19 protein-coding genes are annotated in these 18,822 nt (G+C 60.4%); 11 read left to right on the top strand and 8 right to left on the bottom strand.

The genetic code is table 11. From position 1 onward, the window contains the following. Positions 1 to 51: 51 nt before the first annotated feature. The 6 genes from prfA (at position 52) to I6G90_RS10405 (ending at position 5,842) form a co-directional block, all read left to right on the top strand. Positions 52 to 1,140 carry a peptide chain release factor 1 gene (gene prfA, locus I6G90_RS10430; RefSeq protein ID WP_042658188.1) on the top strand — a complete coding sequence of 363 codons (1,089 nt, stop codon included), beginning with the start codon at positions 52 to 54 and terminating at the stop codon, positions 1,138 to 1,140. 61 nt (positions 1,141 to 1,201) lie between these two features. Beyond that, complete coding sequence (prmC, locus tag I6G90_RS10425) at positions 1,202 to 2,053, top strand: peptide chain release factor N(5)-glutamine methyltransferase (RefSeq protein ID WP_197927390.1); 852 nt, start codon at positions 1,202 to 1,204, stop codon at positions 2,051 to 2,053. Positions 2,054 to 2,109: 56 nt separating this feature from the next. Then, complete coding sequence (locus I6G90_RS10420; RefSeq protein WP_111805407.1) at positions 2,110 to 2,493, top strand: SirB2 family protein; 384 nt, start codon at positions 2,110 to 2,112, stop codon at positions 2,491 to 2,493. Positions 2,494 to 2,505: 12 nt separating this feature from the next. Further along, positions 2,506 to 3,306 carry a SirB1 family protein gene (locus tag I6G90_RS10415; RefSeq protein ID WP_058054291.1) on the top strand — a complete coding sequence of 267 codons (801 nt, stop codon included), beginning with the start codon at positions 2,506 to 2,508 and terminating at the stop codon, positions 3,304 to 3,306. A gap of 97 nt (positions 3,307 to 3,403) precedes the next feature. Continuing rightward, the gene (gene kdsA / locus I6G90_RS10410; RefSeq protein WP_042658184.1) at positions 3,404 to 4,258 is read left to right on the top strand and encodes a 3-deoxy-8-phosphooctulonate synthase; all 855 of its coding nucleotides are present in this window, start codon (positions 3,404 to 3,406) and stop codon (positions 4,256 to 4,258) included. A gap of 303 nt (positions 4,259 to 4,561) precedes the next feature. Further along, a complete protein-coding gene (locus I6G90_RS10405; protein ID WP_197927389.1) occupies positions 4,562 to 5,842 on the top strand; it encodes a dicarboxylate/amino acid:cation symporter in 1,281 nt (426 codons plus the stop codon). Positions 5,843 to 5,959: 117 nt separating this feature from the next. Here I6G90_RS10405 and grcA read toward each other — a convergent pair whose 3' ends face one another. Continuing rightward, on the bottom strand, positions 5,960 to 6,340 hold the full coding sequence (grcA, locus tag I6G90_RS10400; protein ID WP_042061318.1) for an autonomous glycyl radical cofactor GrcA: 381 nt from the start codon (positions 6,338 to 6,340) through the stop codon (positions 5,960 to 5,962). A 369-nt stretch (positions 6,341 to 6,709) separates the two neighbouring features. Between grcA and I6G90_RS10395 the strand changes: the two genes are divergently transcribed. The 3 genes from I6G90_RS10395 (at position 6,710) to I6G90_RS10385 (ending at position 8,819) form a co-directional block, all read left to right on the top strand. Then, entirely contained in the window at positions 6,710 to 7,450 is a 741-nt protein-coding gene (locus I6G90_RS10395; protein ID WP_197927388.1) for a substrate-binding periplasmic protein, read from the top strand. Between the two features lie 69 nt (positions 7,451 to 7,519). Further along, on the top strand, positions 7,520 to 8,197 hold the full coding sequence (gene ung, locus I6G90_RS10390) for a uracil-DNA glycosylase (RefSeq protein WP_197927387.1): 678 nt from the start codon (positions 7,520 to 7,522) through the stop codon (positions 8,195 to 8,197). A gap of 70 nt (positions 8,198 to 8,267) precedes the next feature. Next, positions 8,268 to 8,819, top strand: a complete 552-nt coding sequence (locus I6G90_RS10385; protein WP_042658179.1) for a hemerythrin domain-containing protein — start codon at positions 8,268 to 8,270, stop codon at positions 8,817 to 8,819. 168 nt (positions 8,820 to 8,987) lie between these two features. On the opposite strand, the gene I6G90_RS10380 is transcribed toward I6G90_RS10385, so the two are convergent. The 3 genes from I6G90_RS10380 to I6G90_RS10370 form a co-directional block, all read right to left on the bottom strand. Beyond that, positions 8,988 to 9,788, bottom strand: a complete 801-nt coding sequence (locus I6G90_RS10380) for a helix-turn-helix transcriptional regulator (protein ID WP_197927385.1) — start codon at positions 9,786 to 9,788, stop codon at positions 8,988 to 8,990. Between the two features lie 11 nt (positions 9,789 to 9,799). Beyond that, the gene (locus I6G90_RS10375) at positions 9,800 to 10,336 is read right to left on the bottom strand and encodes a YbhB/YbcL family Raf kinase inhibitor-like protein (protein ID WP_197927383.1); all 537 of its coding nucleotides are present in this window, start codon (positions 10,334 to 10,336) and stop codon (positions 9,800 to 9,802) included. Positions 10,337 to 10,532: 196 nt separating this feature from the next. Next, complete coding sequence (locus tag I6G90_RS10370) at positions 10,533 to 11,789, bottom strand: adenylosuccinate synthetase (RefSeq protein WP_033136130.1); 1,257 nt, start codon at positions 11,787 to 11,789, stop codon at positions 10,533 to 10,535. A gap of 170 nt (positions 11,790 to 11,959) precedes the next feature. Here I6G90_RS10370 and I6G90_RS10365 point away from each other — a divergent pair, with 170 nt between their 5' ends. Continuing rightward, complete coding sequence (locus tag I6G90_RS10365) at positions 11,960 to 12,874, top strand: LysR family transcriptional regulator (protein WP_042061332.1); 915 nt, start codon at positions 11,960 to 11,962, stop codon at positions 12,872 to 12,874. A gap of 100 nt (positions 12,875 to 12,974) precedes the next feature. Here the strand turns inward: I6G90_RS10365 and I6G90_RS10360 are convergent, their stop codons facing one another. Both I6G90_RS10360 and I6G90_RS10355 read right to left on the bottom strand, forming a co-directional pair. After that, positions 12,975 to 14,432, bottom strand: coding sequence for a TAXI family TRAP transporter solute-binding subunit (locus I6G90_RS10360; protein WP_197927381.1), 1,458 nt, complete (start codon positions 14,430 to 14,432; stop codon positions 12,975 to 12,977). Positions 14,433 to 14,513: 81 nt separating this feature from the next. Further along, positions 14,514 to 15,659 carry a MalY/PatB family protein gene (locus tag I6G90_RS10355; RefSeq protein WP_197927379.1) on the bottom strand — a complete coding sequence of 382 codons (1,146 nt, stop codon included), beginning with the start codon at positions 15,657 to 15,659 and terminating at the stop codon, positions 14,514 to 14,516. Positions 15,660 to 15,841: 182 nt separating this feature from the next. Here I6G90_RS10355 and I6G90_RS10350 point away from each other — a divergent pair, with 182 nt between their 5' ends. After that, positions 15,842 to 17,014, top strand: a complete 1,173-nt coding sequence (locus tag I6G90_RS10350; RefSeq protein WP_197927376.1) for an MFS transporter — start codon at positions 15,842 to 15,844, stop codon at positions 17,012 to 17,014. A gap of 16 nt (positions 17,015 to 17,030) precedes the next feature. On the opposite strand, the gene I6G90_RS10345 is transcribed toward I6G90_RS10350, so the two are convergent. Together I6G90_RS10345 and I6G90_RS10340 are read right to left on the bottom strand one after the other, a co-directional pair. Continuing rightward, positions 17,031 to 17,945, bottom strand: coding sequence for a LysR family transcriptional regulator (locus tag I6G90_RS10345; protein ID WP_197927374.1), 915 nt, complete (start codon positions 17,943 to 17,945; stop codon positions 17,031 to 17,033). A 105-nt stretch (positions 17,946 to 18,050) separates the two neighbouring features. After that, positions 18,051 to 18,806, bottom strand: a complete 756-nt coding sequence (locus tag I6G90_RS10340) for a YciK family oxidoreductase (protein ID WP_005334909.1) — start codon at positions 18,804 to 18,806, stop codon at positions 18,051 to 18,053. Positions 18,807 to 18,822 lie beyond the last annotated feature (16 nt).

Below are 18,822 nucleotides of genomic sequence, written 5' to 3'. Positions count from 1 at the left end.
TTTTCGGGCAACCTGCCGGTTGTCCCGTCCTCCATTGAGAATGCAAGAGTTATGAATCCGTCACTGATCAGAAAGCTGGAAGGCCTCATCGAGCGCCACGAAGAAGTACAGGCCATGCTCGGCGAGCCGGACGTGGTCTCGGATCAGGATCGCTACCGCGCCCTGACCCGCGAATATGCCCAGCTGGAAGATATCGTTCACGCCTTCCAGCGTTATCGTCAGGCTCAGGATGATCTGGAGACCACCCAGATGATGCTGGAAGAGGACGATGCCGATCTGCGCGAGATGGCGCAGGAGGAGCTGCCGCTCGCCAAGGCCAATCTGGAGGCGCTGGAGCAGGAGCTGCAACTGATGTTGCTGCCCAAGGATCCCAAGGATGACAACAACTGCTATCTGGAGATCCGCGCCGGTGCCGGTGGCGACGAAGCGGCCATCTTTGCCGGTGACCTGTTCCGCATGTATTCACGGTTTGCCGAGCGTCAGGGCTGGCGCGTCTCCATCGTCAGCTGCAACGACGGTGAGTACGGTGGCTACAAGGAGGTGATCGCCAAGATCGACGGCGAGCGCGTCTATGGCCGCCTCAAGTTTGAATCCGGTGGTCATCGGGTGCAGCGGGTGCCGGAGACCGAATCTCAGGGCCGGGTGCACACCTCCGCCTGTACCGTCGCCGTGCTGCCGGAAGTGCCGGAGGCCGAGCAGATCGAGATCAACCCTTCCGACTTGAAGATCGACACCTTCCGCGCCTCCGGTGCCGGTGGTCAGCACGTCAACAAGACCGACTCGGCCATTCGCATCACCCACCTGCCGACCGGTCTGGTGGTGGAGTGTCAGGACGAGCGCTCCCAGCACAAGAACCGCGCCAAGGCGATGTCAGTGCTCTCTGCCCGTCTGCAAGCGGCCGAGGATGAGCGCCACCGTGCCGCCGAGCAGAGCACCCGCCGCAATCTGGTGGGCTCCGGTGATCGCTCCGAGCGCATTCGTACCTACAACTACCCGCAGGGCCGCCTTTCCGAGCACCGCATCAACCTCACCCTCTATCGCCTCTCCGAGATCCTGGAAGGGGATCTGGACTGCATCATCACCCCGCTGGTGCAGGAGTATCAGGCCGATCAGCTCGCCTCGCTGGCCGAGAACAACTGATGCAAATGGTGATCCGGCAAGCTCGCATTAAGTGTGGTGCCCATAAGGTGGAGTGGCACTGATGCAGATCCAGCAGGCCCGCGCCCATATCATGACCGTGTTGGCAGAGGGGGAGTCGCCCCGCGCCGACGCCGATGTGCTGCTCTGCCATCTGCTCGCCTGCCGTCGCAGCTATCTGATGACCTGGCCAGAGCGCGAGCTGGATGCCGCCCAGCAGGCCACCCTGCAGGAGTGGCTGGCCCGTCGTCTCAATGGCGAACCCATCGCCCATCTCGTTGGCGAGCGGGAGTTCTGGTCGCTGCCGCTGAAAGTGAGCCCGGCGACCCTGATCCCGCGCCCCGATACCGAGGTGCTGGTGGAGCAGGCGTTGACCAAAATCCCGCAAGGGCCCTGCGCCGTGCTGGATCTGGGCACCGGCACCGGTGCCATCGCATTGGCGCTCAAGTCAGAGCGGCCCGAGGTCGATGTATGGGCGGTGGATCGGATGGCCGATGCCGCGGCACTGGCCCGCGAGAACAGCGCCGCGCTGGGATTGCCCATCGAGGTGCGCGATGGTAGCTGGTTCGAGCCGCTGGGCGAGCCGGATCGCGACAAGACGCCACGATTTGCGGTGATTGTCTCCAATCCCCCCTATATTGATGGCGCCGATCCCCATCTCGAGCAGGGTGACGTGCGCTTTGAACCTCGCTCGGCGCTGGTTGCCGATGACGCCGGGCTGGCTGATATCCGCCACATTGTGGCCCATGCCCCCACTTATTTGCTGACTGATGGCTGGCTGTTGCTGGAGCATGGTTGGGATCAGGGGGAGGCGGTGCGTCAGTTGCTGCGCGATGGCGGCTACCGTGAGGTAGCCACGGTGCGCGATTACGGGGATAACGACAGGGTGACGCTGGGCCTCTGCCCGCTGCGCTGACGGCCTCTTACTGTTACACGGCGGGTTGCCTGTGCGCCCCCATGCAAGGATTGAATATGTTTTTTGTGCTCAAGCACCTGCACCTCACCCTGATTGCCGGGGCCGTGCTGATGTTTATGCTCCGCTTCTACTGGGTGCAGACCGCCACTGGTCGTGCCTATAGCGCGCCGGTGATGAAGGTCAGCGGCTGGCTCAACGGTCTGGTGGTACTCTCCGGCGTATTGCTCTGCATGGTGCTGGATCTCAACCCGCTCAATAACGGAACGCCCTGGCTCAGCGAAAAGCTGATGGCCATTCTGGTGCTGGTATTTCTGGCGGCGATGGCGCTGCGACTGGCCAAAAGCAATCTGGTGCGCTGGTGCTCCTTTCTGGGGGCGCTCGGCTGGATCTACTTTATTGCCAAGTTGGCAGTGCTCAAACAGACGAGTGTGTTCGGCTAAGGCATGAAGAGAATGTTACACATAGACGAATGGACCGATTTCGAAGCCCACGACATCACCGAGCTGGCGTTGTCAGTCAGCGATGAGATTTATGGCTCGGCCGAGGAGGGGATCCGCGAGCTGAACCTGCTGGACGAGTGGCTGGACGAGCAGATCGAAGAGGGCACCTGCGACGAGGTGCGCCAGCAGCTGCTGCAAGGTTTCTACCACAGCCTCGGCTTTCATGGCGACTGGCAGGACTACTTCTCGGCCAACAACTGCGACCTCAATCAGGTGCTGGTTCAGCGCAAGGGGATCCCGGTCAGCCTCGGCATTCTCATCATCCAGCTGGGGCGCAAGCTCGGGCTCGATGTGGAGGGGATCTGCTTCCCCGGACACTTCCTGGTGAGCTTTGCCGGTGGCGAGGGGGAGGTCTATGTCGACCCCTTTACCGGCGACGAGCTGAGTCTGGCCCGCATCGAGCTGCTGCTGCGCGGCGCACTGGGGGACTTGGCGACCCTCACCCCCGACTACCTGCAGCCCTCCGGCCAGTGGGAGATCATCGAACGGCTGCTCAACGTCAGCAAGGGGGCCCTGCTGCGGGAAGATCGCATGCCCGAGGCGCTGCGTTGCAGCGAGCTGTTGCTGCGGATGAAGCCCGGCGATCCGCTCGAGACGCGGGATCGCGGCTTTATCTACGAGCAGCTCGACTGCCCGCGCCAGGCCGCCGACGATTTTGAATACTTTATTGAACAATGCCCGGACGATCCGGTCGCCGATGTGCTGAAAGTGCAGCTGGCCGCGTTGGATCTTAGCCCCAAGCCCCTCCATTAAGGATGGCTTGAAACTGAAACAGAAGAATATCAAGGCCGCTGCGCCCGGCTGCAACGGACTAACTTGGCTTCAGGCCCTTTCATTAAGGATGTCTTAGATGGAACAGAAGAATATCAAGATCAACCAGATCGACGTTGCCAACGACAAACCGTTCGTGCTGTTTGGCGGCATGAACGTGCTGGAATCCCGCGACATGGCGATGGCGGTGTGCGAGAAATACGTGGAAGTGACCAGCAAGCTGGGCATCCCGTTTGTCTTCAAGGCGAGCTGGGACAAGGCCAACCGCTCCTCCATCCACTCCTACCGCGGTCCGGGTCTGGAAGAGGGGATGAAGATTTTCCAGGAGCTGAAAGCGACCTTCGGCATGCCGGTGATCTCCGATCTGCACGAGCCCCATCAGGCCAAGCCGGTCGCCGAAGTGGTTGACGTTATCCAGCTGCCCGCTTTCCTGGCACGCCAGACCGATCTGGTGGAAGCCATGGCCCGCACCGGCAACGTCATCAACATCAAGAAGCCGCAGTTCCTGAGCCCAAGCCAGATGAAGAACATCACCGACAAGTTCGAGGAGTGCGGCAACGATCAGCTGATCCTTTGCGAGCGCGGTGCCAACTTCGGTTACGACAACCTGGTAGTGGACATGCTAGGCCTGGGCGTGATGAAGAAGAGCACCGGTGGTTATCCGGTGATCTTTGATGTGACCCACTCCCTGCAGTGCCGGGATCCGCTGGGGGCGGCCTCTGGCGGTCGTCGCGAGCAGGTGACCGAGCTGGCGCGCGCCGGTATGGCGGTCGGTCTGGCCGGTCTCTTTATCGAATCCCACCCGGATCCGAAAATTGCCCGCTGCGATGGCCCGAGTGCCCTGCCGCTTGAGAAGCTGGAAGGCTTCCTCAAGCAGATGAAGGCCATCGATGACCTGATCAAGGGCTTTGAACCCCTCGATACCTCGGTCTGATCCACGGTACCGATTTCGTGATGCCAAGTGCCCCGCTATGCGGGGCATTTTTATATCCGGAATGTTTTCATTGAGGTCTTAAATAAATCAACGACCAATATATCATGGTTATCGTGGTGTTAATGATGTTAAATTGGTTGTGTGATTAATGTCTCTTAATTGCTTCTTATAACGTGTGAAAGTGGCGCTGTTGCGATGATGAAATAGCATGATGCTGGCGAGAGAAAGATATTTTCTCGTGACGGCTCAGTGCATGCCGATTTCTACCATATGAGATGTCAATTAATTAACAGGACGTTAATCATGCACAAGAAAGTATTTAGCAGCCTTTATTTCCAGGTATTGCTCGCGATTACCCTCGGGGTATTTCTGGGGCATGTCTATCCGGAACTGGGCGCCAATATGAAACCCCTCGGCGATGGCTTTGTCAAATTAATCAAGATGATTATCGCCCCCGTTATTTTTTGTACTGTAGTGACCGGTATTGCCGGGATGGAGAGCATGAAGGCGGTCGGCAAGACCGGCGCCATTGCCCTGATCTACTTTGAGGTGGTCAGCACCATCGCCCTCATCATCGGGTTGTGCGTGGTCAATCTGTTGCAGCCGGGGGGAGGAATGAACATCGATCCGGCCGCGCTGGATGCCAGCGCCATCTCCGCCTATGCGGAGCAGGCCAAGTCTCAGGGAATTATTGCCTTTTTGCTGGATATTATTCCGGGCAGCGTGATCGGTGCCTTTGCCAGCGGCAATATCTTGCAGGTATTGTTGTTTGCGGTGCTGTTCGGTTTTTCCCTGCATCATATTGGCGAAAAGGGACAGATTATTTTCGGCGTCATCGACAGTTTCTCCAAAGTCATATTTGGTATTATCAACATGATAATGAGACTGGCGCCGATCGGTGCATTCGGGGCAATGGCATTTACCATCGGTAAATATGGGGTGGGTTCGTTGGTACAGCTGGGACAGCTTATTGCCTGCTTCTATCTCACCTGCCTCTTCTTTATCTTCATCGTGCTGGGCAGCATCGCCAAAGCCTCAGGCTTCAGCATCCTGCGTTTTATCTCTTATATTCGCGAGGAGCTGCTGATCGTGCTGGGGACCTCCTCTTCCGAGTCGGTACTGCCGCGGATGCTGGACAAGATGGAGAAGCTGGGTTGCCAGAAGTCGGTGGTGGGGTTGGTCATTCCGACCGGGTACTCCTTCAACCTGGATGGCACCTCCATCTATCTGACCATGGCGGCGATTTTTATCGCGCAGGCCACCAATACCCCGCTGGATCTGTTCCAGCAGATCACCCTGTTGGTGGTGCTGCTGATCTCCTCGAAAGGGGCGGCCGGGGTGACCGGTAGCGGCTTTATCGTGCTGGCTGCGACCATTTCGGCGGTGGGCCATCTGCCACTGGCCGGGTTGGCACTGATCCTGGGGATCGACCGCTTCATGTCCGAAGCGCGAGCGCTGACCAACCTGATCGGTAACGGGGTTGCCACCGTGGTGGTCGCCAAATACTGCAAGCAGCTGGACGAGAAGAAGATGGATGCGGTGCTCGGCGGCAGGGCCGGGCAGCTGGAAACGGACAGGGCGTAAGCGCTGTTTCCCCCCGCACGCCCGCGTTGGCTGGTGCGGGGGCAATAAAAAAACGGCCAATCGGCCGTTTTTTTGTGCTGATACCGCGAGTATCAACTATTCACTGCAGGGCGCTGATTACAGGCTCTGGGTGAAAGTACGGGTAACCACGTCACGCTGCTGTTCCGGGGTCAGGGCGTTGAAACGCACTGCGTAACCAGATACACGGATGGTCAGCTGCGGGTACTTCTCCGGGTTTTCGATTGCATCTTCCAGAGTTTCACGACGCAGTACGTTGACGTTCAGGTGCTGGCCACCTTCAACAGCAGGCTCAGCCTGAACCGGCAGTTCGCGGTATTCGAACTGACCCAGGTCAGCCAGTTGCACTTCTTGATCGGCAGCGAAAGTATCGCCTTTGGCGCAGATGCAGCGAGCCTGTTGCTTCTCTTCGTCCAGCAGCCAGAAAGAGTTCAGCAGAGCGGTGTTGGCGGCCTGGGTGATTTGAATGCCTTTGATCATGGTATGACTCCTCAATGGGAACGCGAATCCAACTGTAAGGAAATTACCCTGATGTATTTAAGCTACCGTCGATGGCGATGACTTAAAGGGCCCTTGCCTTACACCTTTTCTTTGATGGGGTCATATATACCACGGTGGTAATATTACCAAAATTGATCTAGATCAAGAAAATCCGACAAAGTGCCATTTCAATGGGATTAAATTCTTGAGTTTAATCAAAAATAGGTCATTTTTCTGATTTTGTAAGATATCCAAATTATGCATCTTTTATCTTGTTAATCTAGTAATTTAACTACATCTTTTCGGCTTTTTTCTGATGTTAATTGAGGGGTTGGCTACACTCAGCAAAAAAAGTGAGGAGAGTGCCGGGTGAATAATGGGTGGCGAAAGTGGGCATGGCTCGCCCTGTTTTGTTGCTGGGCAAATTGTGCTGCGGTGCGGGCCGAGACGGTGCGTATTGCCGTGGGCGAGTGGCCGCCCTATATCAGTGAGTCGTTGCCCAATCAGGGCTTTCTCTGTGAGGTGGTGCGCCAAGCCTTCGCCGAAGAGGGGCTCGATGTCAGCTTTCACTTCTATTCCTGGGCCGAGGCTTACCAGCTGACCCTAGAGGGGCGCTATGTGGTCACCATGCCCTGGTTTCGCTCCCGCGAGCGGGAACAGCTTTTCTATCTCTCCGCCTCGCTCGGCCATTTCACCACCCGCCTGATGACGCTGACCGGTACGCCTGCGGTCAATCTGGGTGAGCTGAAACACCAGCCGGTCGGGGTGACCCGTGGCTACTTCTATGGCGATGGCTTTGCCGCCCGCCAAGCCGGGCTCACCCTCGAGTGGTCAGATTCCGATGAGGAGAGCATGGGCAAGCTGCTCGACGGGCGAGTCCACTATCTGGTGATGGATGAGCAGGTGGCACAGACCCTGTTCCAGCAGGCGCTCGTTCGTCATCCCCAATCGCTGTCACTGACCGGTGCCGCCGACCCCATCTGGTCGCAACCGGGATACCTGCTGATGCGCAAGGCCGATCCCGAGGCGCGCCGTCTGATGTTGCTGTTCAATACCGGCCTGCGCAAGCTGGAGCGCTCTGGGCGTCTGGCCGAACTGTGGAAACCATGAGTCACGGTTGCGTCTTGCGGGCTGGCCCCCTATCCTGAGCCCTTCGCCGTATCAAGTGAGGAGGCCGGGGTGCTGACCTGGAGTGATGTGATTGGCTCTGAGAAAGAGCAGGACTATTTCAAGAGTACGCTGGCAACTGTCAGAGCCGAGCGGGAAGCGGGCAAGGTGATCTACCCGCCAGCCACCGATGTGTTCAATGCCTTCAAGCTGACCGAGCTGGATCAGGTCAAGGTGGTGATCCTGGGCCAGGATCCCTACCACGGTCCCAATCAGGCGCACGGTCTCTGTTTCTCCGTTCTGCCCGGCGTGCGTACGCCCCCCTCACTGGTCAACATCTATAAAGAGATGCAGCGTGACCTGCCAGGTTTCGTCACACCCAATCACGGCTTTCTCGAATCCTGGGCCACACAGGGTGTCCTGTTGCTCAACACCGTGCTGACGGTGCAGGCCGGTCAGGCTCACTCTCACGCCCATCTGGGATGGGAGACCTTTACCGATCGGGTCATCGAGCAGATCAATGCCAGTTGTCAGGGGGTGGTGTTCCTGCTGTGGGGCGCCCACGCCCAGAAGAAGGGACGCTTCATCGACCGCCAGCGCCACTATGTGCTGACCGCGCCGCACCCGAGCCCACTCTCTGCCCACCGCGGTTTCATCGGTTGCGGTCACTTTAGCGAGACCAATCGCTTGCTGGAACAACAGGGCAAGAGTCCGATAGAGTGGAAATCTGTCTGCATTCCACTTGATTGAGTGCAAAGTTCGGGCGACAAATGACCGTATACTCAGGGACATAACATTAATTCAGAGCCAAGGAGTGCCCATGTTATCCAGTCTGCACAAGGACCATCTCAACATCGCCCGACTCTTGGAGCTGCTCAAGCACAAGCTGGCAGCCATCCGTGCCGAAGAGCCCATCAGCTATTTTCTGGTGCGCGATGTCATCGACTACCTGCGGGAGGTCTCCGACAAGTACCACCATCCCAAGGAAGACCTCATCTATGACTACTACCTGAAATATCGGGTGGTGGAAGGGGAGGTCGCCAACCGCTTGCAGGAAGAGCATGTCAAGCTGCTGGAGGCGGGGGCCGATCTCAAGGAGATGGTGGAGATGATCCTGATGGATGCGGTGATCCCCCTCGATCAGTTCACCACCAAGCTGGAGCGCTTCGTCGAGTTGCAAGAGGCGCACATGAACTACGAAGAGGGGGTGATCTTCCCCCATCTGCGTGACTCCCTGACCGAAGATGACTGGCGTCAACTGGAGCAAAACTGGCAGAACCGCGCCATTGGTGACCCCCTGTTCGGCGCCGAGGTGAGCCAGCACTTTCAGGCACTGGCCAAACGCCTCTCTTTGCCGCTCACGACCGGCTAAGAGCAGCCCGTACCTGCAGCGAGGCGGGTATGGTGTGAGTGCAACTTGAATGAAAACAGAAAGGCCTCCATCCGGAGGCCTTTTGCATAATGGGTGTTGCCATCCATTGCGCATCCCAAGGATATACAACTGCTGGCAGTCACTCTCTTCGGAGAAGTTACTTATCGACTATCTGACGTGACCTAGCAGGGGGGATGGGCAGGTGTGCAGGTATTGGTGGGGCGTCAGGCCGAACTCCTGTTTGAAGCGGGCGGCCAAGCGGCTGGGGGAGTCATAACCACAGGCGAGGGCGACCTCCAGCGGGGTCAGGCCCTGTTGCAACAGGTTGAGGGCGTGACTCATGCGCACCTGAGCCAGTAACTGGCGAAAGCTGCGACCTTCGGCGGCCAGCTTGCGCACCATGGAGGCGCGACTCATGGAGAAGTGGGAGGCCACCGCCTCCAGGGTGTGGTCGATGCCGGGTTCTACAGCCAGGTAGCGGGCCAGCCGCTCTGCGAGGGTCATGGTGCTGGCGGGAAAGAGCAATCCGAGGGCGTTGGTGGCCCGCAGCTCGGCGTAGAAGCCGCGCAGCAGTTCGGCCTGGGTCGCTTCGCTCAGTCCCCGTTCGGCCATGGTGCTGATGAGCTCGAAGCAGAAGGCGAGCCCGGGGGTGACCTTGACTGCTGGCTTATCCAGATCGGCGTGGGAAGGGGCTGACTCGGCCAGCCATTCCTGCGGTGGCGGGGTGAGCAGCGTGATGGCGTGGGAGCGAAACTTGCCCTGCTCCGGCTGATTGACGAAGGTGAGCTGGTGGCCTGCCGGGATCAGCAGCCACCGCTCCCTGTCAAACGACAGACGTCGCTCGCGCCACCACAGTTGCTTGCTCCCCTGGGTGACCCAGATGAGGGTCGGGGCATAGATGAGCACCCGGTGCAGGGGCTGCTGGCGGATCCCGAGATAGTGGCTCTGTTGCAGCAGGGGAGTGCTCATCCGGTTGGCTCCTAGGGGGTAACGAAGGTGGCAGTCAGGGTGGCCTTGCCGAGCGCCATGCTGTTGAGCATGTAGCCTACCATAGCGGGCGGGGTATCAGCCTTCACCTCGAGATCATGGGGCAGGGCCCAGGCGGTGAACTGATAGCGGTGCATGCCGTGACCAGCGGGCGGGCAGGGGCCGCCGTAACCCTGGCTGCCAAAGTCGGTGCGGATCTCCAATCCCTGCTTGAGCTTGCCGGAGGCATTGCTGGCCAGCTCGCTCTGGGTGGCAGGCAGGTTCAGCACCAGCCAGTGCCACCAACCGCTGCCGGTAGGGGCATCTGGGTCATAGGCGGTGATGGCAACGCTTTTGGTGCCTACCGGCAGATCCTGCCAGCTAAGTTGGGGCGAGTGGTTGTCGCCGCTGCAGCCAAAGCCGTTGAAGCTGAACTGTTTGGCCATCAGCTGGCCTTCGTGAATATCCGTGCTCTTCAGGGTCATGGCAAAGGCTGGCATGGCCGTCAGGCAGAGCAGTGGCAACAGGGCACTCTGTTTGAGCATTTTCATCGGGTGACTCCTCGTGTGGTAACGGGTTCACTTTAGCGAGGGCAGGCTAGAATGTTATTGCAGAACGGCTCAATGTGAGGTCGATTGGTGAGTTAATTGAGCCTTTGGGTGATTTTATGGCAAGAAGGTAAACGGCAGCCATAAAAAAACCGGCATCATGGATGCCGGTTTTTTGTTTGACGATGAGAGGTGCGGCTTAGCGCAGGATCATCTCGTCACGGCCCGGGCCGACGGAAACCATCGGAACCGGTACGCCGAGCAGCGCTTCGATGCGCAGCACGTACTGCTGGGCTGCGCGCGGCAGCTCTTCGAAGGTGCGGCAGCCGGTGATATCTTCGCTCCAGCTTTCCATCTGCTCGTAAACCGGCTTCAGGGCAGCGGTTTGCGGCCAAATCGGGTTCTCGGTGTGGGCACCTTCGTAAGCGACGCAGATCTTCAGATCCGGCAGACCGGTCAGGCAGTCCAGCTTGGTCAGGGCCACTTCGGTGGCAGCTTGCAGTTCGACACCGTTCTTGGTGGCGACAGCGTCGAAGTAACCGACATCACGGGGACGGCCGGTGGTGGCGCCGAACTCGTTGGTGATCTTGCGGAACTCGTCCTGGTTCTCCATGGCGGTCAGCAGGGTGCCGGTACCGACAGAAGAGCTGAATGCTTTGGCCACAGCGATGACGCGCTCCGGACGCAGTGCCGGCAGACCGCCACCGATACCGGCGTAGGCGCCGGATACGTGGGAGGAGGTCACCCAGGGGTATTCGCCGTAGATCAGGTCACGGCCAGCACCCAGCTGCGCTTCGAACAGCAGGGTCTTGCCTTCCGCCTGCAGCGCTTTGAGCGGCATGCTGACGTTGCACACGGCGTCGATCCACGGTGCAGAGACTTCCAGCAGCCAGTCAGCCATCTCCTGGGCAGTCTGGGTGAATTCGAAGGAGGGGTAGATAGCCTTCATCTGCGGCAGTTTCCAGTCCAGCATGAACTGGATGCGCTCGACCAGCACTTCCGGCTGTTTCAGCCAGCCAACCAAGATCGCTTTCTTCATCACGCGATCGCCGTAGGCAGGGGCGATGCCCTGACGGGTGGAGCCATAGGCGCCGTCACCCAGACGTTGCTCTTCCAGGGTATCTTCCAGTGCGTGCAGCGGCAGGCAGAGGGTGGCGCGGTCAGAGATGGCCAGCTTCGGAGTCACGCCGGAGGCTTTGACTTCATCGAGCTCGACGGTCAGTTTCTCGGGGCTGATCACCATGCCCGGGCCGAGGACAACCAGGCAATCCGGGTTGAATACGCCACTCGGAACCTGGTGCAGCTTGAAGGTGCCAAGGTCGTTGACCACGGTGTGGCCAGCGTTGTTGCCGCCCTGGAAGCGAATGCTGGCGCCAGCTTGACCTGCCAGATAATCAACGATGCGGCCTTTGCCTTCATCACCCCAGTTAGCACCTACGACTACGATAGACGACATGACTCTTTCTCCTAAGACGTTAGGCGTCCATCCTAGGAGCCTGATGCGGATTAGAAAAATTAATTATCTTTATAATTCCGATAAGAGAATCATATAATTGTGGCCAATTAAGCGGCAAACCGCCCAAATTTGCCGGGCAAGCCCCGCACATCGCGGGTTGAGGGACTCTTATGCTGGACATTCACTGGCTGCAAACCTTTGTCACCCTGGCCAGATTGCAACATTTTGGCCAGACCGCCACCGAACTGCACATGACCCAGCCCAATGTCAGCCTGCATATCAAGCGGCTGGAACAGGCGACCCGGGTGCGGCTGATCGAGCGCAGTCCGTTTCGCCTGACGCAGGCGGGGGAGCGGCTGCTGCAAAGCGCCGAGCGCACCATCGCCGAGCTGCAGCTCTGCCAGTCTGACCTTAATGCCCTCAACCAGTTGAGTCAGGGGACGCTGGCCATTGCCGCCAGCGACATCATCTCGCGCCTGCTGCTGATCCAGCCGTTCCAGCGCTTCAAGCGGGAGTTCCCCGGCATCGACCTCACCCTGTTCAACACCACCTCGGATCAGGCCGCCGAGCTGGTCAAGGCGGGCAAAGCGGATCTGGGCTTCGTGATGGCGCAAAAGCGCAGCGAGCCGCTCTTCTATACCGAGCTGCAACAGGTGACCTGGTGCGCGCTGGGTCATGGCCTTGCCCGCTGGCAGGCGCGGGCGGTGGCGGGGGAGAGCGACCCGCTTGATGAGCCGACCCTGATCCTGCTCGGTCACGACACCCGCACCCGGGCGCTGATCGACCCGTCCCTGCCGCTGCTGGCCTTGCCCCCCTGTCGCATCATGGAGGTAGGCAGCGTCGATGCCCAGCTGGATTGGGCCGAGGCGGGGTTTGGCGTCGCCATCGTGCCTGACTTCTCCCTGCATCCGCGCCTCAACCTCACCGCGCCGGTCACCAGCCTGAGCGACTTTCCCGGTACCAGTCTGGGCTACGTGGTGCGCCAGAATCAGGTGTTGTCGCGGGCCATCAAGCAGTTGCTGCACTGGGTGGAGGAGGAGATCCAGAAGCCCAACCCCTATCTAACCCGGGGAGTGGAGCCGTAGCGGGGCGGCAAGGTGATCAGGTCAACTGCATCATTATCGAACGCATATCAACAATCAGGGCAGCCGAAGCTGCCCTGATGTATTTGTTGGCGCTGACCACTCAGGGTTGCAGCGGCGTGGCTGCGCTGGCGGCAGGGGAGGGGGACGTGTCGGCCTTATCCTGCTGCGGGGTTTCGCCAGTCACCGCGCTACTGGCAGGCTGGGTTGCCTGCTCTTGCGGCGCAGTTGCCGCAGAGGTGCTTTGCGGCAGTTCGGTCGAGATAGCAGCCGATGGTTCCGTTGACGCTGCGGAAGAGGTTTGGGGGGCTAAGCTGGCCTCGCTCTCAACCTCGGCAGCTGGCGCAGTCGGATCAGGGATCACCTCGAGCACCTCTTCGGGCAAGCTGGTGGCCTCTGTGGCCTCTGTGGCCTCTGTGGCCTCTGTGGCTTCTGTCGCCGCTGCGGCACTGCTGGTGGCGGTGGCGTCGGAGGGGGCCTCAAGGGGGATTGCCGTCCCGTCGGCGGCACTCACCTGCTCTGCCGTTGGCGACGCCTCCGAGGTCGATGACTCAGGTGCTAGCTGTTCAGGTGCCAACTGTTCCGCTGTTAACTGCTCGGGGGTCAGTGGCAAGGGGGCAGGCGGTTGATCCGACATCCCCGCATGGAGGGGCAGCTCGGTTTGCGCCTGCAACTGCTCGGGGGTCACCTTGCTCAGGGCCGGATGCAACCGGCTGAACTGCTTGATCCGGGCCAGCAGGGTATCGCGCACGGTACGAACGATAGGATCTGGCAGGCTGGCCAGCGCCACCAGTTCGGCACTCATCCCGATATTGTTGATGGAGGCCGTCTGCCCCGGATAGAGGTTGGCGGCGATGCGGCTGCGCTGGTAGTAGGGGTGTTGCTTGAGCAGCGTGTCGATCTGCTCCCCTTCGATGGGGATCAGGCGCACCTTGCAGCGGCTGATCAGATCGCCAACTGCCTGACTGGGGTGACCGGCTACCACAAAGGCGGCATCCAGCGAGCCATCACACAGCCCTTCCAGCGGTTCGCTGATCGATTTGAGCTGATAGGCGACAAACTGCCCGGGTTGCCATCCCATGGCCGCCATCAGGGCCTGGCTGGTGATCTGTTCACCGGCGCCGCTGTTGCCCGGATAGACCCGTTTCCCCTCGATATCCGCCAGGGTGGTGATGCCGCTGTCGGGGGCGGCCAGCAGGGTCAGCGACTCCTGATAGAGGCGAAACAGGCTGCGCAGCTCATTGTTGGCACCCTGCCCGCTGAAGGGACCTGTGCCGTGCAGGGCGTGGTGCAATACATCGGACTGCACCAGCGCCAGCTGTACTTCCCCCTTGCCGAGCGCCTTGAGGTTGGCCATCGAGCCACGGGTGCTCTGCACGGTGCAGCTGTCCCCATGCAGGGCATGGTCGGCATTGAGCACCCGGCAGATGGCGCCACCGGTCGGGTAGTAGACCCCATTGAGCGGGCCCGTTCCTATGGTCAGCGCCTGGCTGCCAAAGGGGAGCAGCGCAGAGAGTGCGCAGAGGGGAAGCAGAAGGTGATGCAAGATCCGTAGCGACATAATTGACCGTTGACTGAGTTGACCGCTGGCTGATGACACCGGGTAAAAGGGATGGGGTTTGCCCATCCCGTTGCTGGCTGATCAGGGCTTGTTGTGGCCGAGGATCGCTCGCTCCATCCGCGCCAGCGCGTCGCTCAGCCGTGCTTTGGTGCAGCCGAAGTTAAGCCGCACAAACTGCCCGTCGCCAAACTGGGCACCGGGGGAGAGACCGACCCCGGCCTGCTCGAAGAAGGCGATGGGATCGGCAAGGCCAAGGGCGCTCACATCGATCCAGGCCAGATACGTCGCCTGATGGCTGGCCAGCTTGACGCCGGGCCAGCGGGCCACCGCCTGCTGGATCAGGGCCAGATTGGCCGCCAGATAGTCGAGCTGCTCGGTCAGCCACTGCTCGCCACCCTCATAGGCCGCTTCGGCGGCGACAAAGCCCAGCAAATTGACATCGGCGCTGATGCCGCGCATCGCCTGCTGCAGCCGGAAGCGCAGACGGGCGTTGGGGATGATGGCGAAGGAGCAGCAGAGACCGGCGATATTGAAGGTCTTGCTCGGGGCCATCATCACCGCGCAGCGCTCGGCTGCCTCCGGACTGATGGCGCCGTAGGGAATGTGGCGGGCGTTTTTATCCAACAGCAGATCGCAATGGATTTCATCGGAGCAGATCACCAGATTGTGGCGCGCGGCGATGGCATCGATGGCCTGCAGCTCGTCACGGGTAAAGATGGTGCCGCCCGGGTTGTGGGGGTTGCAGAGCAGCAGCAGATCCGCGGCGGGAGCCTGACGCTCCAGCTCTGCCAGATCCAGTACCCAGCGACCGGCTTCTTCTACCATGGGGACGGTGAGCAGGGGACGATCATTGAAGCCCGGCGCCTGCAGGAAGGGGTAGTAGACCGGCTTGGGAGTGATGATGCCGCGGCCATGCTGGCTCCACGCCTTGCAGGCGAGGTTGAGTCCCGGCACCACGCCCGGCAGGAACACCAGCCATTCGGGCTCGATTGTCCAGCCATAGCGGGCAGCCATCCGTTCGATAATGAGTTCGATCAGGCGTGGCGAGGGGCGTGAATAGCCGAAAATGCCGTGGGCGACCCGTTTGGTCAACGCCTCTATCACGGAAGGGGGGGAGACAAAGTCGGTATCGGCAACCCACATGGGCAGCACATCCTGACCCTTGTACTTGTCCCATTTCAGGCTCATGGTGCCACTGCGGTCTACTTCCTGATCAAAATCAAACATGCGAACTCCTTGTGCTGGCAGGATGGGCTTTCACTCTACGGGGTCGCGGCTTCCCTCGCAAGGCGCACACCCGCTTATGCCATCCTTGAGCCCGCTCTTGATAATGACATAAGATAAGCGCCGAATTTTCATACGGATGCTGCCCGTTAGCCCGTATCGTCCTTCCAATCAGTGGTAACCCTATGAGCTTGTCGATAGCGGCGGTCAAACGCCCGGACCCCGTCTCTCTTTCGTTTCTTGCCGTGACCTTTATGACCGGCGTTGCGGTGGCATTGCAGGTGCCTACCTTAAGCCTGTTTCTGGCCGAGGAGGTGCAGGTGCGCCCCTTTCTGGTCGGGCTCTTCTATACCATCAATGCGGTAGTGGGCATTCTGGTCAGCCAGTGGTTGGGCCACCGCTCCGATAACAAGGGGGATCGCAAGCGACTGATCCTGCGCTGCTGTTTTGCCGGGGTGGCGCTCTCCCTGCTGTTTGCCTGGAACCGCAACTACTGGCTGCTGGCGAGTCTGGGGGTCATGCTGGCGGCGCTGGCGGCCACGGCCAGCCCCCAGCTGTTTGCGCTGGCGCGGGAGTATTCCGACAGCCGCAACCAGCGGGCGGACATGTTCAGCTCGGTGATGCGGGCTCAATTTTCGCTGGCCTGGGTCATCGGCCCGCCCATCGCCTTCGCGCTGGCCATCGGCTACGGCTTCGAGCTGATGTACCTGGCCTCGGCACTGGCCTACCTGCTCTGCGCCCTGGTGGTGTGGCGCTGGCTGCCCTCTCTGCCGCTGCCCAAGATGGATGAAGATATCGAGCGGGTCAGCAGCTGGCGGGATCCGGCGGTGCGGGCGCTGTTTATCGCCTCCACCCTGATGTGGACCTGCAATAGCATGTACCTCATCAATATGCCGCTTTACATCACCCGCGAGCTGGGGTTGGAGGAGAAACTGGCGGGTATCTTGATGGGCACGGCCGCGGCGCTGGAGATCCCCTTCATGTTGCTGGCGGGTTACTACACGGCCCGCTTTGGCAAGCGCCCCATGATGTTGCTGGCGGTGCTGGCCGGTGCGGCCTTTTACACCGGTCTGGTGACCCTCACCGATCAATACGCCCTGATCGCCTTGCAGCTGTTCAACGCTATCTTCATTGGTATCGTGGCGGGGATCGGTATGTCTTACTTTCAGGATCTGATGCCGGGGCGGGCCGGGGTGGCGACCACCCTGTTTGCCAACAGCATCCGCACCGGCTCCATCATGGCGGGGGCCATCGCCGGTGTGGTGGCGGAGGTGTGGAGTTTCCACGGGGTCTTTATGGTGGCGCTGGGATTGGCACTGGTGGCGCTGGCCGCCTGCTGGCGGGTGCCCAACGTCTGACGGGGTGATGTGGCTGTTATTTGCCGTGCTGGGGCTGGGCGTGCGAGAGCGGCGATGACTCGCCCTGATACTCGTTGCGCAGGCAGCGTAGCAGCAGCTCGGTTGCGGGGCCGAGGGCCTCGGGGGAGAGGGTCAGCAGGTAGGTGTAGAGGTGGCGCTCGTTGCCGCTATCCAGATCCAGCTGTATGAGTGAACCTTCCGCCAGCTCCCGCTCCACCAGATGGCGCGGCAGCCACGCATAGCCGAGGCCGAGGCGCAGCATGGCGAGCACTTCGTGGTAGTGGGTGGCTTTCCAGCCGGTGTCATCCGCATCGTTCCAGTCCACCGAGCGGTGAATGGGAGGATGGAGGCTGATTTGGTTGTAGCCGATCAGCACATCGCTGCGGATGGGCCCCTCCTCCTGTGCCAGCGGATGGTTGGCGGCGCAGAGGGGCAGCAGGCACACCTCGTCCAGCAACAGGCCGGTGCGATCGCCGGGCAGGTGCTCGGAGAGCATCAGATCCCCCGGTTGCAGGGCGTTGAAGTGGCAGTGAATGCGCTCGTGCAGGTTAACCCGGCAACCCCGGCTGCGGGGATAGAAGCTGGCCAGCGCCCGATAGAGGCGATCCCTTGGCTGCAACGCCGAGACATAGAGGTTGATCTGCGGCTCCCATTGCCGCTCCAGGTTGTTGGCCAGATTCTCCAGCTCTTCCACCTGCTGGCTCAACTGACGGGCCCGCTTGAGGAAGATCTCGCCCGCCGGGGTCAGCACCGCCTTGCGGCCGCGCACCTCCAGCAGGGGCACGCCCAGACTCTGCTGCAACTTCGCAACCGCATGATTGAGGGAGGACTGGCTCTTGTTCAGCGCCTCGGCCGCCTGGGCGTAGCCGCCGCAGTCGACTACCGCCTGAAAGATCCGCCATTGCTCAAACGTGCTCTTGGGACGAAACATAGTTCAACCTGATTGGAGATAGGATGGTCAGGGGCTGCTACAGGGAGCCTGTGCTCCCTATTCAATTTAACCCCTGCCGCACAACACTCTGGGTATTTTATTGATTTATTTGGGCTGGGCCACAAAGGTTTGGCCGGTTTTGCCGCGGCTGTCCGACCCCATCAGGTAGAGGTAGAGTGGCATCAGATCGGCCGGGGTCTTGAGGTTCATGGGATCTTCCGCCGGGAAGGCGCTGGCACGCATTTTGGTGCGGGTGCCGCCCGGATTGAGGGTATTGACCCGCACGCCGGTGTTCTCCAGCTCGTCGGCCAGCACTTCCATCATCCCCTCGATGGCAAATTTGGAGATGGCATAGGTGCCCCAGTAGGCGCGCCCTTTGCGTCCCACGCTGGAGGAGGTGTAGACGATGGAGGCATCGCCCTGTGCCTTGGCGGTCTGGCGCAGCAGCGGCAGCAGCGCCTGGGTCAGCAGGAATTCCGATTTGACGTTGACCTGCATCACCTCGTCCCACTCTTTCTCCTGAATGTGTTCAAACGGGGAGAGGGTGCCGAGCAGACCGGCGTTGAACAGCACGCCATCGAGGCGGCCAAACTGCTGGGCGAAGGTTTCGGCCATGCCGCGGTAGTGGGCGGCGGTGGCCCCTTTCAGATCCACCGGCACGATGGCGGGCAGCGGATAACCGGCGGCTTCAATCTGGTCATACACGGCTTCGAGTTTGGCGCTGGTGCGGCCGAGCAGGATCACGGTGGCACCGTGGGCGGCGTAGGTGAGGGCGGCTTCGCGGCCGATCCCGTCGCCCGCACCGGTGACCAGAATGACTTTATCCTTGAGCAGATCGCGGGGTGCCTGATAATCGAGCATGACAACTCCTGTTAAC

Origin of the sequence: Aeromonas allosaccharophila, from assembly GCF_016026615.1 — a bacterium.
In the GTDB taxonomy this organism is placed as follows: domain Bacteria; phylum Pseudomonadota; class Gammaproteobacteria; order Enterobacterales; family Aeromonadaceae; genus Aeromonas; species Aeromonas allosaccharophila.
This window is presented reverse-complemented; position numbering and strand designations above follow the sequence as displayed.

Coding starts and splice junctions, on each gene's coding strand:
- prfA (WP_042658188.1), top strand. CDS start 52: ATGAATCCGTCACTGATCAGAAAGCTGGAAGGCCTCATCGAGCGCCAC.
- prmC (WP_197927390.1), top strand. CDS start 1,202: ATGCAGATCCAGCAGGCCCGCGCCCATATCATGACCGTGTTGGCAGAG.
- I6G90_RS10420 (WP_111805407.1), top strand. CDS start 2,110: ATGTTTTTTGTGCTCAAGCACCTGCACCTCACCCTGATTGCCGGGGCC.
- I6G90_RS10415 (WP_058054291.1), top strand. CDS start 2,506: ATGTTACACATAGACGAATGGACCGATTTCGAAGCCCACGACATCACC.
- kdsA (WP_042658184.1), top strand. CDS start 3,404: ATGGAACAGAAGAATATCAAGATCAACCAGATCGACGTTGCCAACGAC.
- I6G90_RS10405 (WP_197927389.1), top strand. CDS start 4,562: ATGCACAAGAAAGTATTTAGCAGCCTTTATTTCCAGGTATTGCTCGCG.
- grcA (WP_042061318.1), bottom strand. CDS start 6,340: ATGATCAAAGGCATTCAAATCACCCAGGCCGCCAACACCGCTCTGCTG.
- I6G90_RS10385 (WP_042658179.1), top strand. CDS start 8,268: ATGTTATCCAGTCTGCACAAGGACCATCTCAACATCGCCCGACTCTTG.
- I6G90_RS10380 (WP_197927385.1), bottom strand. CDS start 9,788: ATGAGCACTCCCCTGCTGCAACAGAGCCACTATCTCGGGATCCGCCAG.
- I6G90_RS10375 (WP_197927383.1), bottom strand. CDS start 10,336: ATGAAAATGCTCAAACAGAGTGCCCTGTTGCCACTGCTCTGCCTGACG.
- I6G90_RS10370 (WP_033136130.1), bottom strand. CDS start 11,789: ATGTCGTCTATCGTAGTCGTAGGTGCTAACTGGGGTGATGAAGGCAAA.
- I6G90_RS10365 (WP_042061332.1), top strand. CDS start 11,960: ATGCTGGACATTCACTGGCTGCAAACCTTTGTCACCCTGGCCAGATTG.
- I6G90_RS10360 (WP_197927381.1), bottom strand. CDS start 14,432: ATGTCGCTACGGATCTTGCATCACCTTCTGCTTCCCCTCTGCGCACTC.
- I6G90_RS10355 (WP_197927379.1), bottom strand. CDS start 15,659: ATGTTTGATTTTGATCAGGAAGTAGACCGCAGTGGCACCATGAGCCTG.
- I6G90_RS10350 (WP_197927376.1), top strand. CDS start 15,842: ATGAGCTTGTCGATAGCGGCGGTCAAACGCCCGGACCCCGTCTCTCTT.
- I6G90_RS10345 (WP_197927374.1), bottom strand. CDS start 17,945: ATGTTTCGTCCCAAGAGCACGTTTGAGCAATGGCGGATCTTTCAGGCG.
- I6G90_RS10340 (WP_005334909.1), bottom strand. CDS start 18,806: ATGCTCGATTATCAGGCACCCCGCGATCTGCTCAAGGATAAAGTCATT.